At 60.4% G+C, this 17,428-nt stretch carries 14 protein-coding genes and 2 pseudogenes; 8 read left to right on the forward strand and 8 right to left on the reverse strand.

The window, feature by feature from the left end:
• Positions 1-66: 66 nt before the first annotated feature.
• The 6 genes from XH91_RS36485 to XH91_RS36515 all read right to left on the reverse strand — a co-directional run bounded on the left by XH91_RS36485 (position 67) and on the right by XH91_RS36515 (position 8,166).
• On the reverse strand, positions 67-1,167 hold the full coding sequence (locus tag XH91_RS36485; RefSeq protein WP_128929941.1) for an HAD-IA family hydrolase: 1,101 nt from the start codon (positions 1,165-1,167) through the stop codon (positions 67-69).
• 8 nt (positions 1,168-1,175) lie between these two features.
• Complete coding sequence (locus XH91_RS36490; protein WP_128929942.1) at positions 1,176-2,228, reverse strand: DNA-processing protein DprA; 1,053 nt, start codon at positions 2,226-2,228, stop codon at positions 1,176-1,178.
• 388 nt (positions 2,229-2,616) lie between these two features.
• Positions 2,617-3,729, reverse strand: a complete 1,113-nt coding sequence (locus XH91_RS36495) for a Fic family protein (protein ID WP_128929943.1) — start codon at positions 3,727-3,729, stop codon at positions 2,617-2,619.
• 178 nt (positions 3,730-3,907) lie between these two features.
• Positions 3,908-4,108 (reverse strand): hypothetical protein, encoded by a 201-nt coding sequence (locus tag XH91_RS39770; protein WP_128929944.1) that lies wholly within the window; start codon positions 4,106-4,108, stop codon positions 3,908-3,910.
• A gap of 641 nt (positions 4,109-4,749) precedes the next feature.
• Positions 4,750-5,622, reverse strand: coding sequence for a S1/P1 nuclease (locus XH91_RS36505; RefSeq protein WP_164934264.1), 873 nt, complete (start codon positions 5,620-5,622; stop codon positions 4,750-4,752).
• Positions 5,623-6,822: 1,200 nt separating this feature from the next.
• Positions 6,823-8,166, reverse strand: a complete 1,344-nt coding sequence (locus tag XH91_RS36515) for an LLM class flavin-dependent oxidoreductase (RefSeq protein ID WP_128929947.1) — start codon at positions 8,164-8,166, stop codon at positions 6,823-6,825.
• Between the two features lie 253 nt (positions 8,167-8,419).
• Between XH91_RS36515 and XH91_RS36520 the strand changes: the two genes are divergently transcribed.
• From XH91_RS36520 to XH91_RS36550, 7 genes and pseudogenes are all read left to right on the forward strand, one after another.
• Complete coding sequence (locus XH91_RS36520) at positions 8,420-8,692, forward strand: hypothetical protein (protein WP_128929948.1); 273 nt, start codon at positions 8,420-8,422, stop codon at positions 8,690-8,692.
• Positions 8,693-8,806: 114 nt separating this feature from the next.
• Entirely contained in the window at positions 8,807-9,736 is a 930-nt protein-coding gene (locus XH91_RS36525; RefSeq protein ID WP_128929949.1) for a TauD/TfdA dioxygenase family protein, read from the forward strand.
• 27 nt (positions 9,737-9,763) lie between these two features.
• On the forward strand, positions 9,764-10,819 hold the full coding sequence (locus tag XH91_RS36530; RefSeq protein WP_128929950.1) for an ABC transporter substrate-binding protein: 1,056 nt from the start codon (positions 9,764-9,766) through the stop codon (positions 10,817-10,819).
• Positions 10,816-11,691 (forward strand): ABC transporter ATP-binding protein, encoded by an 876-nt coding sequence (locus XH91_RS36535; RefSeq protein ID WP_206733218.1) that lies wholly within the window; start codon positions 10,816-10,818, stop codon positions 11,689-11,691. The genes XH91_RS36530 and XH91_RS36535 overlap by 4 nt, the downstream gene beginning before the upstream one ends.
• Positions 11,684-12,559: an ABC transporter permease gene (locus tag XH91_RS36540; protein WP_128929951.1), complete on the forward strand. Its 876-nt coding sequence runs from the start codon at positions 11,684-11,686 to the stop codon at positions 12,557-12,559. Before XH91_RS36535 ends, XH91_RS36540 begins: the two co-directional genes overlap by 8 nt.
• A 40-nt stretch (positions 12,560-12,599) precedes the next feature.
• A pseudogene (locus tag XH91_RS36545) lies at positions 12,600-14,215 on the forward strand (FAD-dependent oxidoreductase).
• Positions 14,212-14,532, forward strand: coding sequence for a 4Fe-4S dicluster domain-containing protein (locus XH91_RS36550; protein ID WP_128929952.1), 321 nt, complete (start codon positions 14,212-14,214; stop codon positions 14,530-14,532). Before XH91_RS36545 ends, XH91_RS36550 begins: the two are co-directional and overlap by 4 nt.
• A 278-nt stretch (positions 14,533-14,810) precedes the next feature.
• Here the strand turns inward: XH91_RS36550 and XH91_RS36555 are convergent, their stop codons facing one another.
• Both XH91_RS36555 and XH91_RS36560 read right to left on the reverse strand, forming a co-directional pair.
• Entirely contained in the window at positions 14,811-16,034 is a 1,224-nt protein-coding gene (locus XH91_RS36555; RefSeq protein ID WP_128929953.1) for a type II toxin-antitoxin system HipA family toxin, read from the reverse strand.
• Positions 16,027-16,545, reverse strand: coding sequence for a helix-turn-helix domain-containing protein (locus XH91_RS36560; protein ID WP_249798546.1), 519 nt, complete (start codon positions 16,543-16,545; stop codon positions 16,027-16,029). The genes XH91_RS36555 and XH91_RS36560 overlap by 8 nt, the downstream gene beginning before the upstream one ends.
• A gap of 537 nt (positions 16,546-17,082) precedes the next feature.
• Between XH91_RS36560 and XH91_RS39775 the strand changes: the two are divergent.
• Positions 17,083-17,343: pseudogene (locus XH91_RS39775) on the forward strand (Fic/DOC family N-terminal domain-containing protein); the annotation flags it as partial.
• Between the last annotated feature and the right edge of the window lie 85 nt (positions 17,344-17,428).

Here is a 17,428-nt window from a genome sequence, read left to right on the forward strand (position 1 = left end):
CCTCGTCGCGCTTTAGGTTATTGTTTGAGCCTCCGAAAACCGCTGCACACTTCTCGGGATCATGCTCTAGAAGTTTTCAGTGTTTTGGCAGTGGTGAGGATAACCCGAGCAGCCCCAGAATTTGAAATGGGTTGTGTGATTCTCCCGGATTTTCATAGAGCGACCGCAGGCGGGGCAGGTCTTGCGAGCAAATACCCGCTGGTCCTTCGCCAGCGTCATGATCCTGACTTCGCCGGCGCCGCTGGCGGCGAGTGTCCGGACACATTCCCCGGTGGTCTCCCCGGTCGTGTAGACATCGTCGATCAGCAAGATCTTGTTATTGTTCCATCTGAAATTAGAATGGAAAGCGCCTTTGATTGCTTCGGCGCGCTCCAGCGAATTCATCTGCTTGTAGCCCTCGATTTCCTTGACGACACGCAGGCCCTTCAGCTCCAGTTCGATGTCCTCATCGAAATGATCTGCTGCCTCATTGAGCAGCAATTCAAAGCGATTGCGCTGTTGAGAAGGCTTCATCGGAACCGGCACAACATAGTCCGGTGCCCAGTCGAGGGTTGCGATGGCTCGACCTACGGCCTCACCGAGAATCTTGGCGTGGGTATCATCACTCTTCAGCGACAACACGGCTGCGCTCACGCTTCGCCAATATAGCCGCGGCCAGGAATGTTCGCGTCTCAGCAAGGTGGATGCCTTCGACATGAAGACGTCCGGTGCACTGGAGGAAAGCTCGAAGATTGACGTAGGCCCCCATCGGACCGCAACAGAAGTCACCCCGGCATGGTAACTGGCTTCGATGTCACCGACATCATCACCGATGTAGAGCGTTTCCGTCGTCGCAGCCACGCCGACACGACGTAGCGCTTCCAGGATCGGCTCGGGGTCGGGTTTGTGGTTCTGGGTATTGCCGTAGCTGACCAGCACGTCGTAAGGGATGCGGAATTGCTGGAGGACTGAAGTCGCGTACCATTCAGGCGAAGAGGTGACGATGCCGATCCTCTGTCCGTCCGCCCTGAGAAGGGCGGGAAGCTCATGAGGCGCCGCGCGGCCTTGCGCGGGGAACGGCCGGATCAGATGCATATTCTGCCGGACATTGTCCCACATCTGAAAGCGACGTTGCTGCGCAATGGCCGAGCTATCGAAAAGCGTCATGTCGAGGTCAAACAGGAACATCCCAGCCGTTAGAGCATCGACATCTGCGTGGGTGACGACGGCGGAGCGACTGTTTGGGTTTCGCCACCAGCCAAGCGGCTTTCCAATAAGCCAAGCATGGAGGCGTAGTCTTCCTTGCTGGCTAGCGGCACAGCCACCGGGCGGTTGCCATACCTCTCGGCGAGTATGCGTCGGTAGTCACCTTCAGCCCGCACAGCTTCGGCGAAGCGGCTCGCGGGCAACTGCGTCATGGCCAAGATGCCCTGGCTCTTAGGCTCTGTGGCATGACGGCCCTGCGGCACTGGCGCAAACAGCACGCGGTCCTGTTGGATCGTGAAGCGCACCGTGTGCATCGAGCCGCCCTTGATGTCTGTCTGCATGACAAAGGTTGCTATCGAAAGCCCGCTTTGCAGGCGATCGCGCTGCACAAGATTGCGCGGGGATGGCGGCACGCCGAAAGGCTGCTCGCTGATCAGCGCGCCATCCTTTTCCAGAATCTCTTCGGCGAGCTTGCTATTCTGCTTCGGGTAAATGCCCTCAAGACCACCCGCCATCACAGCGACGGTCCGCCCGCCGTGATGCAATGCGCTTTGGTGGCTCAACGTATCGACGCCGATCGCAAGGCCACTCACGATCGCCCAATTGGCGCCGACCAGTGTCTCCACGATCCTATCGCTGACGATTTCGCCGAATTCGGACGGCTCGCGCGTGCCGATGCAAGCGACGCTGCGGCGCGGCGGAAGCTGGCCCTTCACAAACAGGATGGGCGGGCGATCGGCAAGAGAGCGCAGAGCCACTGGATAATCCGTATCGAAGATCGACAGAACACGCACCCCACGCCGATCCGCCTCGTCGAGCACTCGCTGTGCCTTCTCGCTGGCTTTAACAATGGCGGCGGGCTCCTGAAGGCATTCAGCCACCGCGGCCGAAACGACCGATCGAAGCTTCGCAGGCTCGGCGCCCAAAATCGCTTCAAGAAGCGAGAATCGTTCAGCGAGACGCTCGGCCGTAGCAGGGCCGATACCGCGCAAAGCGGTGAGTGTGAGAATGCCGGCTGCAGTTCGTGTCTCGGTGCCAATCATCGCATTCAACGCCTTTCAAATTGCCCTACTTCGGCGTTCTAGAACGACAGTCTCTCTTAAGGACGAGGATGAACGAGTCCGAGGTTAACGCAGTAAATGGCGAGCACCCTAGGAGATCGGCGGCGGCGAAGGATCAAGATTGCCGTGAACACGAACTTGCGCTTGGCATCCGCACATCGATGGACATCTGCACAATAGGTCATCACAGCGTAAGCAGGCAAGCCGGCCTACTCGATCAGCAGGTTGATAGAGCCGATCACCCGTGTTGAGGAAGCCTCAGCAACGAGAGTTCTTGTCTCGACGAATTAACGACGTCGATGTTGCGGTTAAGTTGCGTTGAGAGGATCTTCTCAAATGCTTCTTCCTCCTCATCCTTCCCGTTCCGCCATCAGCTGTGTGTGTCAACGAGCGAGTAGCTGGTGCTTCTGCCCCCGGCGGCATCTTTCTTAAGGATGCCATGTTCGATCAATTCCTCAATGTCCCTTGCCGCCGTCGCCTGGGAGACCTTCGTTAGCTTTGCCCACTTTGAGGACGTTAGCTTGCCCTCAAATCCATCGAACAGGCAATTAAGCACAGTTCGTTGACGTTCATTGAGCTGGCGAGCCGCATGACGATCCCAGAAGTCCGCTTTCTGGAGAATTCTCCCGAGAATGGCATCCGCGTTGTCAAAGGCGCGATCTAAGCAATCCAGGAACCACGCCATCCAATCGGTGATGTCGAGGTTTCCTTTCTGGATCCGCTCGAGAATTGAGTAGTAGTCGTTCCGCTCGCGCCGAATCTGCGCGGACATACTGTAAAACCTTTGCGGGCTCCGCTCTGATCTTGCCAGCGCAAGGTCAGCGATCGCACGCGCAATACGACCGTTGCCGTCTTCAAATGGATGGATGGTCACGAACCAAAGATGAGCGAGAGCGGCCTTCAACACGGGATCGATGCTAACGATATTACGGTTAAACCACTCCAAGAAGGTCTGCATCTGCGCATCGAGACGCTCGGCCGATGGAGCTTCATAGTGTACGCGCTCGCGACCCATCGGGCCCGAGACAACTTGCATGGGTCCAGTCTCGACCGTCCGCCACGCGCCGACGACTATCTTGGTCATACCGCTGCGCCCAGTGGGGAAGAGCGCGGCATGCCAGCCGAAGAGGCGTTCGGCAGTTAGCTCCTCGGCATAGTGTTCGGTGGCGTCGAGGATCATCTCGACCACGCCTTCGACGTACCGGTCGGCAGGGATAAGGCCCCCAATGTCCATACCAAGATGACGAGCGATGGAGGACCGAACCTGCGCATGATCGAGGATCTCACCCTCGATCTCACTCGACTTCACCACTTCTTCAGTGAGGGTCTGAAGAGTAGCCTCAGTTTTGAGGGGGAATCCGAGCCGCTCCATCCGGCCGAGCAGGCGGCCCTGCTTATGACGGACCGCCGCCAATCGGTCTGCAATCCGCTGCATATCCCAAGTGAATGTGGGCCAAGCAGGCAGTTCATGAATGTAGGCCATAATCTCATCATCTCTTGCAGAGATTATGCAAGCTAATCATTGCGCTGACAAGCTATTCTCTGCAACAAATGATGAGAAAATTGCCATAATCTCAGCAAGAGAATTCGGGGACCTGCGTAATGAGAGTCCGGAGAAGATAACCGTCTCGGGCGGGCGGTAATCGCTTCGAAGGGTTGGATCACACTTCGCCAGCGCCGGAGAAGAGCACCGTCGGCGGCGTTGCGCGGGGCGGCGGGAGGGACCGAACGCCTGGCGATCCCGGTCTGCTCTTCAGATCGTAACGCTGGGCGAGGTCGAGAAGCCGCCGCTTGGTGAATGGGTCGGCTTTCTCTGCTAGATCGCGCGCCCGCTGCGCAAAGCCACTATAGAACTCTTCCACGACGCCCCCCCGCAACATCACTGATAACCCGAATATCATTGCCGGATGCGCGTTCCGTCAAGGGCCTGCTGATGCGTCGGACGGATTTAAAGGATCTGCTTGAGCTCACGGCGCCAGAGAAACTAAGCTCACAGCGGAGGTGTAGCGCGGCAATCTGGGTAGGAAGCGCCTTCCATCCTGATCGCCGCGCGACACGGGGGGAAATCCGATCACAAGGCTCTACGCAAGCCGAAACCCTGTGCCCGACCTGCGGCAAGCCGATGACGGCCGTGCCTGACGACGAGGCGCCCGGCCGGCCGGGCTACGTCTGCCTCGCCTGCGGAGGCGATCCCCTGCACGATCCAGCTGCGCGGAAGTGGGCGGATAGCCCGCTGTGGCCGCCGTCCAAATAGCGCAACAACGAAACCGTCCCCGAGAGCTGGAGCCGACGGTCCTCTCATCTCGTCCAAATGCTTCGTCGTCGACTGCATTTCCAGCCTTGGTTTCATCAAACGAGCTGGCGGTGCTGTAGCAGCCGACGCCACCTCTAGGACGCAAATAAGGGCGCAGAAATATCAAATCAACGGCGGCGTTTCGCGTTGCCTTCGAGAGATGAACAAAGTTGTGATCGGACGCGTCTGTTGGTCAACGCTCGCCTCACATCACGAATCTCCAAGTGCATCCTCAAGGATGGCTTTCAATCGCGCAGCTCCCTTTGCCAGCTCGCCATCAAGATCTGATTTGACGGCAGCGGCATACTCCGCTCCGAGCTCAATGGGATGACCAGCGTCGTTCTGCTCCGGCGCACCTTGAGGCAGAAGCTGATAGGCCCTTATCCCGAGCGCATGGGTGTCATTGGCCCAAGCAGCGATGCGTGCCTCATCATAGGGAGCGGGCTCAACCGCCGGCAACGATGCACCGTCGATTGCGTCCGCATAGCTTCCCCACGAATAGGCCTGAAGGTCGATCAGAGAATCATCCCACATGCTGTGAAACGTCGATGCGCGCGTGTATGACGTTCCATCCGAGCGTTTGGCACGCAATATGACGTGCAACTTGTTACCACCCTGGTCGCCATCCCGTTCACTTGCGTGAAGCGGTTGCTCAAGATCACCCGCAAGATGAACCACCAGCTTGAGCGCACGCAGCCTGTCGTCCTTACTGCGCGAAGTGTCCTTTAACACCGCAATCGCCTCAGGCAGGCCCCGCACGATGCAAGTGCCCTGATTGTTTGCCTCATTGCAGTCCAGCGCGGAATCATAAGTGGCGCGGGCGACATCGATGTCGACGAAGTGCCAGCGATACGTGTTCTTCCCTTCTGCCGTGAACTTGTAGTCGTCAGCCCAGTTCGAGATCGACGCCAACGAGGTCTCTCCGATCAGGTCCTTGAGCTTGGTCGTGGCAGCCGGGGTGAGATGTCGCTGCGCGAGCTCAGCAATCACGGAATGCCCGAGCTGTCCCCACGCGAGCGCAGTCGACGTGCTGCCCGCCAGGATGGTAATGCAGGCGGGAAGTAGAACTCTAAGCTTTGTCACGGCAACCTCCAAAAAACGCATCGCATGTCAAACAGATGGTTGTGTCGGCTCTCGCCGCATCTCGCGGGCACGGCGGAACGTTTCCGCGGATTGGGCTGTCTCAACGCTTCCGATAGCGCTGCTCACCGCGCTCTGCCCTCGACCGGCGCCGGCGGATAGTTCTTCGAATCTGACTGACGAGATAAACGCCCCAAATGATCAGCATCTTGCCAACGCATTCCTTGCTCCCGCCAAGCCTTAAGGTACGTTGACAGGCGGCATGGCTTCCGTCGGACGCAACGCGACACTCTCACGCTGGTGTCCGCGCACGGCCAAGATAATTGCAAAGATGGCAAGGACAATCAGAGACCCACGCATGTCGAAAGGATACTCCCGAACTCTTATCGCAATTATGAAGCCGCTCACATCTACCTGGACGGAGGTTCTGGACCATCTTGTACGGCCAACGTCCAAGCAGCTTAAGTCGTATGCCAAGCCTTAAACGAGGCCTGCTGCTGCAACACGCCTCAGTCGTCTCGAGCAGTGTCCAAAAAATGCATTTTCAACGCGCAATAGCCGAAAAAGTGCGAGCAAGCGGGCTAACAACAGCCGCTCCAAACCTGCTCTGATTCGAAGCTGGCAGAGACAGCTGAGGCACTCATGCGCGAACATGATCTCATCTCAGGAAGCTTCCTGGGCCTGACTGGAGCGGGATTTGTCCTCCTGTGCGCAAGCCTGTTTGCATTCACCTTTTTATAGAGAACCGCTAGATCGGAGCCGGCGCGGATCAAGCCACAGTTACTTTGATGTTTCGGTCTGGGCAGAGACGTGCGCTGGCCTTCTGCTCTTCGACTTCTAATTGCAATGATTTTGTTTGAAGGCGCCGTCAGGCGGAGTCTTGATGCTCCCGACCAAGAGAGGAACCCGATTCGTCCGTTTTGAACATGAACATCGGATGACCCTCCTGGCAGCGGACGGGCGATGGTGGCGCAACTGTATACTAATCGAGGCGTCCGAAACTGGCGCCCGCGTTCTTATCGACGGATCGCCAGACGTGCTGCGATCACGGCATTTTTTCTTGCTGCTTTCAACGACTGGCTTGGCGTTTCGGCGCTGCGAATTGGTCAGGCTGGACGGTTCTGAGGCGGACATTCTGTTCAAAACCGGCAACGCACCTTGCTGAAGAGACGACGTGCGCACGGCCCGACTGGTTTTCCACCCTCACGCAATGGCCCGCACGGCGCCCGAGAACAGGCTGGCCGGGCGGCTCAAACCGTAGTGATCGCGCAGACTGCTGCCCGCATAATCACGGCGGAAGAGGCCGCGCTTGCGCAAGATCGGCACGACCTGTTCGGCGAACAGGTCGAACCCGCCCGGCAGCCACGGAGGCATGACGTTGAAACCGTCGGCTGCGCCGTTCTCGAACCAGGTCTGGATGTTGTCGGCGATCTTTTCCGGGGGGCCGGCGATGACCCAATGCCCGCGCGCACCGGCGAGGCGCTGCACCAGCTGGCGGATCGTGGGCTTTTCGCGATCGATGATGTCGACGATCAGCTTGAAGCGGCTGGCAACGCCATGCGCACCGTCGGTATCGATCAGGTGACGTGGGAAGGGGCCATCGAGATCAAAGCCGGCGAGGTCGAGCCCGGTCATCTGGCGGAGCTGGGCGAGCGAGAACTCCGGCTGGATCAGCGCGTTGAACTCGTCCTGAAGCCGGTCGGCCTCCGCTTGTGTGCTGGCGATGAACGGCGAGATGCCGGGCAGGATCTTGATCTGGTCAGGGCTGCGATCGAACGCACGCGCCTGCCGTTTGATGTCGGCATAGAACTCCTGCGCGCTCGCCAACGTCTGGTGCGCCGTGAAGATGGCCTCGGCAAAGCGCGCTGCGAAGGCGCGTCCGTCCTCGGAAGAGCCGGCCTGGACATAGACGGGCCGGCCCTGCGGCGTCCGTGAGACGTTGAGCGGGCCGCGCACGCGGAAGTATTTCCCTATATGGTCGATCGCGTGGATCTTGCTGGTATCAGCGAAAATGCCGGAGACGGGGTCATTGACGAGCGCATCGTCCTCCCAGCTGTCCCATAGCGCGGTGACGACATCGAGATATTCGCGCGCCCGCTCGTACCGCTCGTGATGCGGAGGATGCTCAGGCAGGCCGAAGTTCTGCGCTGCCTGTGGCGAGCTTGTCGTCACGATGTTCCATCCTGCACGCCCGCGGCTGAGGTGATCGAGCGACGCGAACAGCCGAGCGAGATTGTAGGGTTCGGTGTAGGTGGTTGAAGCGGTCGCGATCAGGCCGATGTGCGTGGTAGCCGACGCGATCGCGGCGAGAAGCGTGATCGGCTCGAGCCGGAAGCGCTGCGCGTAGCGGACGTTATCCGAGAGCACCGGCCCGTCGGCGAAGAAGACCGCGTCGAACTTGTGCGCTTCGGCGCGTTGCGCCAGTTCCTGATAGTAGGTGACGTCGAGAATGCGGTCCGTCGTCGAGGCCTTGTGCCGCCACGCGGCCTCGTGATGACCGTCCGGATAGATGAAGAAGTTGAGGGAAAGCTGGCGTTTGCTCATCATCTGGCTCGCAATGGTTGGTTATCTCCGGATCGCGGCGTCACCGCGCGCGTTGCAGTTGACTCTATGTCGATGCTCGCAAAGCTGTCGATGTAATGAATTTGCGTTGTTGTCGGCGAAGCGAGCATGAACGATACGAGCGCGTCGCTAGCGGGAGATGAGTGCGTTCGTGCTGGTGATCAAGGCAAATGAACCGCGTCGTTTCGTGCGTCCGTTGGCTCGATTTTGCTCGTCTTCGCGCATGTGAGGCGCTCGCATGGGCCGTCATGATCGCAAATCTTTCCGTGCTCGCCGTCCCAACGAAGCGATCATTGCGCGGCGCCGAAAACAACGCTGGTTTCGTTTCATTGACTGGAGCGCCATCGCTTTTACCATCGGCAACGTCCAAGCGAGGTCGTTCACCATGCGGCAATCCGATCCAAACATCGTTCGCAATGTGGCCCGGCTAATGGTGCTGTGCGCATCGCTTCGCACTGCGGCGATGGCGGAGAGCTGTACCGCCGGGATCCGCCTGCTGCCGACTGTCTAGCCGCCGACGTGATCCCCTAGGGCCAACCAGGAAACCACCCGTCACTGTCCGCCGCCGCCGGCATGACCGGCGTATGGCGGAGCTTTGTCCACGAATTCAATGAGAGATACGATCATGAGCAACCCGATCACCATCGACAACGTCATTCCGCGCGCCGATATCGTCAAACGTGCGGCCCGGCTCGGTGCCGAAATCCGGAACGTCAAATTATCAGGCGATTTGTCCGACGACGTCATTCGCGCCATCAATCATGTGCTGCTGGAGCACAAGGTCACCTTCTTCCGCAACCAGGGGCATCTCGACGATGCCGAGCAGGAGCGCTTTGCTATCAGGCTCGGTAAGCTCGTGCCGCATCCGACGGTCGGTGCGACCAAGGGCACTTCATCGATCCTGGAGCTCGATTCAGGTCGTGGCGGCGGTCGTGCAGACCAGTGGCACACGGACGTCACCTTCGTCGATGCCTATCCGAAAATCTCGGTGCTGCGTGGCGTTGTGATCCCGCCATACGGCGGCGATACCGTGTGGTCGAACACGGCGGCGGCCTATCTCGACCTGCCGGCGCCGCTGCGCAAGCTTGCCGACGAGCTCTGGGCGGTCCACAGCAACGCTTACGACTACGCGGTGAAGACGCCCGCGAGCGAAGCGGATCGCAAGCATTTCGACGAGGTTTTTACCGGCACGATCTATGAGACGGAGCATCCGGTCGTGCGGGTTCATCCCGAAACCGGCGAACGCACCCTGGTGCTCGGCAACTTCGTGCAGCGCTTCGTCGGCTTGCCGAAATATGATGGCCAGAAGCTGTTCGAGCTTTTCCAGTCCCACATCACCGCGCCCGAGAACACCGTACGCTGGACCTGGCAGGCCGGTGACCTCGCGATCTGGGACAACCGGGCAACCCAGCACTACGCCGTCAACGATTATGGCGATCAGCACCGCGTCGTCCGCCGCGCCACCATCGATGGGGAAGTGCCTGTCAGCGTCGACGGTCGTCACAGCGTGACGCGCGTCAAGGCGCCGAAGGCGCAGGCGCCCAAGGCCGCTTGATCTCCAACACTTGACCGGGTTTGACACATGAACTCTCTGTTTCAATTTTTTCAAGCGCGGCATCGTGCTGCACGGAGCGCCGCACGGCGGCTGCTTGTCAGCGCGCTGGCATTGGGCCTTGCCGCTCCCGCCTTCGCCGAGCCGCCGCTCGACAAGAGCGAGATCCGGTATCAGGGCTGGGCGGGGCAGGTGACCTTCATCGAGCTCGCCGACGACCTCGGCTATCTGGCGCCCCTGAAGCTGAAATGGGTCGGCAACACCATCAGCGGCCCACAGGACATCCAGACCGTGGTGACCGGGGATATCGACATCGGCGGGGCTTTCTACGGCGCGATCCTCAAGCTGATCGCGGCAAAGGCGCCCATCAAGGCCGTGGTCGGCTATTACGGCTCGGACGCCAACACCTATAACGGCTACTTCGTCAGGGACGACAGCCCAATCAAGACCGCGCGCGACCTGATCGGCAAGAAGGTCGCCGTCAATACGCTCGGTGCCCATCTGGAATTTGTGCTCCGCGAATATCTCGCCCGCAACGGCTTGACATCAGCGGAAGCCAAGCAGGTGACGCTGGTCGCGATCCCGCCGGTCAGCGGTGAACAGGCCTTACGCCAGGGCCAGGTCGAAGTGAGCACCCTTAGCGGCGTGCTGCGCGACAAGGCACTGGAGCGTGGCGGCATCCACTCGCTGTTCAACGACACCGGTCTGTTCGGCAATTTCACCGGCGGCTCCTACGTCCTGCGCGACAAGTTCATCAAGGACAATCCGGAGGCCTCACGCAAGCTGATCGAGGGCATTTCGCGCGCCATCGCTTGGGCGCAGTCGACGCCGCCCGAGGAGGTGCGCGCGCGCTTCGGGCGCATCATCGCGGAGCGCAAACGTAATGAGGACGCGACGCCGATCAAATACTGGAAGAGCACGGGCGTCGCGAGCAAAGGCGGGGTGATCTCGGATGCCGAGATCCAGGTGTGGATCGACTGGCTGGAGAAGGACGGTCTGTTCAAGCCGGGCCAGGTCAAGGCCTCCGAGACCTACACCAACGCCTTCAACTATTTCCGTCCCGGCAAGACGGCGGAGGCCCAGTGACCCAAGCGAGCCCGATCAAAATCAGCTTCGAACACGTCCGCAAGGAATTCGTGACGCGCGGCGAGGGAGGCGGCCCGTTGGGCCGTTTCACCGCCCTCGAGGACATCACGCTCGATGTTCGCACTGGTGAGTTCCTGGCCCTGGTCGGTCCCAGCGGCTGCGGGAAATCGACCCTGCTCGATCTGTTGGGTGGGCTGACGACGCCGACCAGCGGCCGCATCCTGCTCGACGGGCGGCAGATCAAAGGGCCCGGCCGCGACCGCGGCATCGTGTTCCAGCAATACGCGCTGTTTCCCTGGCGCACCGCCCTGGAGAATGTCGAGTTCGGGCTCGACATCGCCGGGCTGAAGGCCGCGCAGCGACGCGAGATCGCGCGGCATTTCCTCGACCTCGTTGGCCTGTCCGGATTTGCCAGCCGCTATCCGCACGAGCTCTCCGGCGGCATGAAGCAGCGCGTCGCGATTGCCCGCAGTCTTGCTTACGATCCCGAGGTGCTGCTGATGGACGAGCCGTTTGCCGCGTTGGATGCCCAGACGCGCGAGACGCTCCAGACCGAGCTGCTGCGGATCTGGCGCGCCACCGGCAAGACCATCGTCTTTATCACCCATGGCATAGACGAGGCCGTAGCGCTTGGCCAACGCGTGGCCGTGATGACCTCGCGCCCGGGCCGGATCAAGCAAATCTTCGACATTCCGGCCTCGCTGCGCAGCGAAGATGAGGACGTGCGTTCGCTGCCGGAGTTCGGTCAGGTCAGGCACGAGATATGGAGCCTGCTCCGGGAAGAGGTGCAGAAGGCGCAGCAGGGACAATCGAGCCGCCCCGCCGATGTCCGTCGCGGCAACAGTGACGTGAAGGAGATCGCGCATGTCTAGCCTTGAAACGCTGACGCTGCTGGAGCTCGCGCATGGGCGTCCGAACGCGTTGTCAGGCGGAGATCGCGCATCCCCACGGATCGCCGGCCGGCTTCATGCTGCCCTGCGCGCGCTCGGCGCATTGGGGCATCGCTCGCTGCTGCTCATCGTGCTGCTGTCGGTGTGGGAGGTTGCCCCGCGACTTGGGGTGGTCGATCCGGTATTCCTGCCGCCGTTCTCCGAGGTGATTGCCGCCGGCTGGCAGCTCGCACAGAGCGGCGAGCTCTATGACGACGTGTCAGCAAGCCTGCTGCGTGCCTTGAGCGGGTTTCTGATCTCGGTTGCCTTGATCGTTCCGCTTGGCCTTCTCGTCGGCTGGTACGCGCGGCTCGGCAATCTCCTGAACCAGTTCATCGAAATCTGCCGTAACACCGCGCCGCTGGCGCTGCTGCCGGTCTTCATCCTGCTGCTCGGCATCGGCGAGATGTCGAAGATCACGATGGTAATCTACAGTTGCGCCTGGCCGCTGCTGCTCAACACGATCGCCGCCGTCAAGCAGGTCGATCCGCTCCTGATCAAGTCGGCGCGCACCATGGGCGCGAGCCCGCAGCAATTGTTCCGCAAGGTCATTCTTCCGGCAGCGCTTCCGACCATCTTCGTCGGCATTCGCCTCGCCAGCGCCTCTGCCATGCTGGTGCTGGTCGCCTCCGAGATGGTCGGGGCGAAGGCGGGGCTCGGCTATCTCATCATCAACAGCCAGTACAGCTTCCTGATCCCGCAGATGTATTTCGGCATCCTGGGCATCACTGTGATCGGGCTGGCGTTCAACGCTGTGCTCGAGGTGATCGAGCGGCGCTTCATGCGCTGGAAGGCGCCGGTTTCGGCGTGAGCGCGCCAATTGTAATGGTTCGAACTTGGGGACGTGTTCAATGACCAACCAAATCCATCGCGCCGAGCGTAGGTCCGCACCTTCAGGATCGGTCGAATATGATGCAGACGTGCTGGTGCTGGGTGGCGGGCCCGCGGGCACCTGGGCAGCGGTAAGCGCGGCCGAACGCGGCGCGCGTGTTGTTCTCGCCGATAAGGGCTTTTGCGGCACCTCGGGCTCGACCGCGGCGGCGGGAACCGGCGTCTGGTACGTCGATCCCACGCCGACTGACCGCGAGGCGTCGATGGCGAGCCGCGAGAAGCTCGGCGGATATCTTCAGGACCGCCGCTGGATGGTCCGCACGCTCGATCTCACTTTTCAGCAGAGCAATCGCCTCGCCGAATGGGGCTATCCCTATCCCGTGGATGACCACGGCAAGTCGCAGCGCAACTCGCTGCAAGGCCCCGAATATATGCGCTTGATGCGCAAGCGGACCAAGCAGGCCGGCGTCACCGTCCTCGATCACAGCCCGGCGCTGGAATTATTGCTCGACGAGGCCGGGGCGGTTGCGGGCGCGAGCGGCCTGCGTCGCCAGAAGCAGGATCGCTGGACCGTGCGCGCCAAAGCGGTGGTGATTGCGACCGGCGGCTGTGCGTTTCTGAGCAAGACGCTAGGTTCGAACGTGCTCACCGGTGACGGCTATCTCATGGCCGCCGAAGCCGGCGCCGAATTCAGCAGCATGGAGTTTTCCAATCCCTACGCGATCTCGCCGGCGTTCGGCTCGGTCACCAAGACGCTGTTCTATGGCTGGGCCAACTTCACCTATGAAGACGGCAGCTGGTGCTGCATCCAAAGGCGGTCGTTCCGCGATTGCCCGAGCCCTGCTTCGGGGGGCCGGTCTATGCGCGGCTCGACAAGGCCGACGCGGACGTCCAGCTGCACATGCGGGCCTCGCAACCGAATTTCTTCCTGCCCTTCGACCGCACCGGAATCGATCCGTTCAAGGATCGTTTTCCGGTTACGCTGCGACTGGAAGGCACCGTGCGTGGCACCGGCGGCCTTCGCATCGTCGACGAGACCTGCGCAACCACCGTCCCCGGGCTCTATGCCGCCGGAGATGCGGCGACGCGCGAATTGATCTGCGGTGGCTTCACCGGCGGCGGCAGCCACAACGCCGCCTGGGCGATGACGTCGGGGACGCTGGCCGGGCAGGGCGCCGCGGACTACGCGCGGCAAGCCGCTGACGGTCGAGAGCTGTCCTCGGCTGGAACGGTCGGCCTCCGGAGCCGGTCGCGGCGCGCATTCGAGCCGGCCGCGCTGGCGCGAGCCGTCCAGGACGAGGTCTTCCCCTATGAGCTGAATTATTTCCGCGAGGCCTCACGGCTCGGTGGTGCGCTGGCGCGCCTCGATGCCGCCTGGCGCGATGTCTCGGAAGCAGGCGCTGCCGGCGCGGCCGAATTGCTCCGCACGCGTGAAAGCGCGGCGATGCTGGCCACAGCGCGATGGATGTACCGCAGCGCACTGGCGCGTCAGGAAAGCCGCGGCATGCATCGTCGTGACGATTTCCCCGAGCAGGACCATCGGCAGCGCCACTACCTGACATCGGGCGGCCTTGACGAAGTCTGGACCGCCGTCCGGCCCCATGCCGAGGCGGCTTACGCGGAGGCTGCGGAATGATCGAGGTCATCGATAGCGAGCGCTGCACCTCTTGCGACATTTGTGTCGCGGTATGTCCGACCAACGTATTCGACAAAACGGACGGGCTTCCGGTGATCGCGCGGCAGAGCGATTGCCAGACCTGCTTCCTCTGCGAGCTCTATTGTCCTGAGGACGCGCTCTACGTCTCCCCTTTTGCCGATGAGACAGAGCGGGTCGATCTTGTCACCGTCAAGGAGGCCGGGGTGATGGGCAGCTATCGCCGTGCCGTCGGCTGGACCGACGAGACGAGCAATCGGCGCAACGCTGATCGCAGCTACCTCCTCTTTGTGCATTGAGGACAGTGCATGCATTCGCTCCCGCTCCGCCATCAATGCGACTAACGTTGCGGCGTAGGTGCGTAACGCGATGGAGGCAACTTCGCTGGGATCGACGCATAGATCTGATAGAAACCGTCAATGACGGTCTACTCGCAACTCAAGAATTTCATATCCAGCGCCGGGCGAGGCTCGCCTGACCCCACAGTCCGCGCGCAGGGACTTCATCGAATTCAAATAACCAGTGGGAAGGAAGCGTCTCTCACTCTATTCTGTCAGAAACCCCGGCTATTCAAGCCTTAGAGCTCCTTGTAGATCGGGATCGTCTCGGTATGTGCATCGATGACTTCGATGACTTGTCGTTGCAGCGGGAGTTCTGTCTTGCGCTCCTTCCAAAGTTTCTTGAAGCGCTGCACCGTTTCCGCAGCCGTTTCGAGCGCAAGCGTCTCCGACATCTTCGCCTTGGCAGCCAGATGCGCCAGCTCGTCCTTTGAGAATTCGGCCATCTTCTTCGTGCGCGAATAGTTCAACGCCATCTTGTCGTCCGGGATGTACGCAATAGTCGAGAGCAGATCGTAGGCGGGCGACAGGACGGGTGTCCGCCCATCAGGGTAGATCAATGACCAGTTCTTCAGGTGCATGTCGGCGTTGCCGATCAGTGTGCTGAATACGAGTCGTCGGACGAACTCGGCGAGGTCGGCCTCACCAGTCTCAATGCCGAGGACACGCGCGATGCTTCGGTAATTCGCCTTGTCGTATTTTTCATCCGGAAAGACGCCGAATACCTGAGCGAAATCCTCCATGTGGACCGGAGCATCAGCCGTGCGGTCGAACCGCTTCACGGCAAACGCCCGCCCCTCGAGTTCGCCGATTCCGTCCGGAAGACCTTTGATTGCCTCGACGTCGATCAGTTGAAGCTCGGGCACATCCATGCCGATGTCCTTCGCCAGGGTCATCATGGAGTATTCGTTCTCAGGCACGCCGATATACTGATGTGACGGTAGCTTGACGATCCATGAACCGCCGACACCTTCGACCGGAATAGTGAGTCCGCCCTTCTTGGGATCATTCTTGAGCGCGGAGAACTTCAGCTGCACGCCCGCAAGCGAGAAGCGCATCATGTTCTGCCGTTTATCGGGCGTAAGATTCTCCTCGACCTGGGGGGGCAGCGCGTCTCCATCGGCCGGGTGGACCGACAGGGCACCCGGAAGGTCTCGGCCCAGCATCCACAGGAGGAAGAACTCGCGCCGTTCCTTCACGCCCGCCCGTTCCGCAAGATAGCGACGAAGCGGCCCTTCCGGCAGAAGATTGGAGAAGAATGGCGCGAGAACTTGTTGATACGGTTTGAACGAGGTGAGCAGATTCCCGAACGAGTCCTTGAAAGACAGGCTCAAGGTGGAACGGTGGGCGTCATCGATGTAGGTCTGATTGAAGGCGAGCAGCGAACGATCGCCCTGCACGAGTGTGAGAGTCGCGATCGGGGTATCGTGCAGGTGGACATTTAGAACGGATACGTCAGGCATCGTCGTCCTCATCGTCGAGAGCGTAGGCGGGGCGAGGGGCTTCTTCGGGATGAGCGACCCTGTTGCGTACACCCTGTAACGCGCCTGCAGAATCTTCCAGCAGAGCCCTGGGTATAGGTTCGACGCTATAGGGACGCAGGCTCTCGACGATATCTGAGACAAGTGCCAGGTCGGTTTTTGAAAGATGGACCTGTTTCAGAAAGCGAAAATATTCGGCGATGCGGTCGAGGGTGGCTGAACTGCCATAGCGTTTCCTTTGACCAGAGACGATGCGTTCGGCCTTGCTGAAGACATCCGACGATCCTTGTTCGGACGAGAATTCGGCAGCGTTTGATCGCAGTAAGCCCTCTATCGCGGGAAGAAGTTTCTTCGGCACAAGGACGAGCTCCAGGTCGAGCGCCCGCGCCATCTGCATGAAGCTCGACAGGCCCGGTTCGAGGCGACTGGTCTCGATTTGCGAGATGTGCGCCTGGGTCATACCCGCGCGGGCCGCCAGCGCGCGTTGGCTCATGCCCGCCTTTGCGCGCTGAGCGGAGGCGGCTTTGATGAGCTCTTCACTTTGGTAAGTCACAATATATTATCCTGATCAAATAAGTCATTCGATCTGTATTATATATCGAAACGCCGACATGTCTCAAGCTGACCGATCAGTATTGTTATCAAGCAGCCATCATGATAAGTAAAATTATCGATGAAGCGCGGACGAATTTCGCTTGCGCGCGGCCTTCGCCGGGCCGGCTCTTGACTAGGCCGCCCGGCCCAGGCCCTGCGGCGTTCCCGCCCGCGCAAGAAACTGCGAAAAACCTAGCTGCCTAGACGATCATCGCTGCCATAGCCGAGAGGCGAACGGATCCATCGTGGACCGATAACGAAAGAGACTTTGAGAGCCTCAGATCCATCAACCCGCTTTGCAAAGGCCGGAACTCATAAACACGAGGGAATTGCTTCCTTGCGAACCAAAATAAAGCCTCAGCGATCGCGGTGTGTTATGGTTTTTTGCAACAACCCAAAATATAACTAGCAAAATTAGCCTCTTAGTTTGGGTTCCATGAAGCGTAGCGATCTCAGCCGCACCATCCGGGAAACCCTAAAACGGCTTCCGCCACCCTACGATTCCCACTACGGGATCGTTCCACCGGCACCTCCAGAGGACGGCGTATTCGCCCCCGGTGCAGCGAAAGCCCTGGAAGCGGCACAAGCGGCATTCGGGACGGTCAACGCCATCCTTACCAGGCGCGAGGCGGTCAGTTCCTCGTCGATCGAAGGCACCCAGAGCACTCTCGACGAACTGCTTTCCGTCGAAGAGACGGGCGATGACGGCGCCCGCAACGAGGCACGCCAGGTCTGCAGCTACGCCGTCGCCCTCGATAGGTTTGTCCCGCGGGCCACCGAGC

Source organism: Bradyrhizobium guangzhouense, assembly GCF_004114955.1.
GTDB classification, from domain to species: Bacteria; Pseudomonadota; Alphaproteobacteria; order Rhizobiales; family Xanthobacteraceae; genus Bradyrhizobium; species Bradyrhizobium guangzhouense.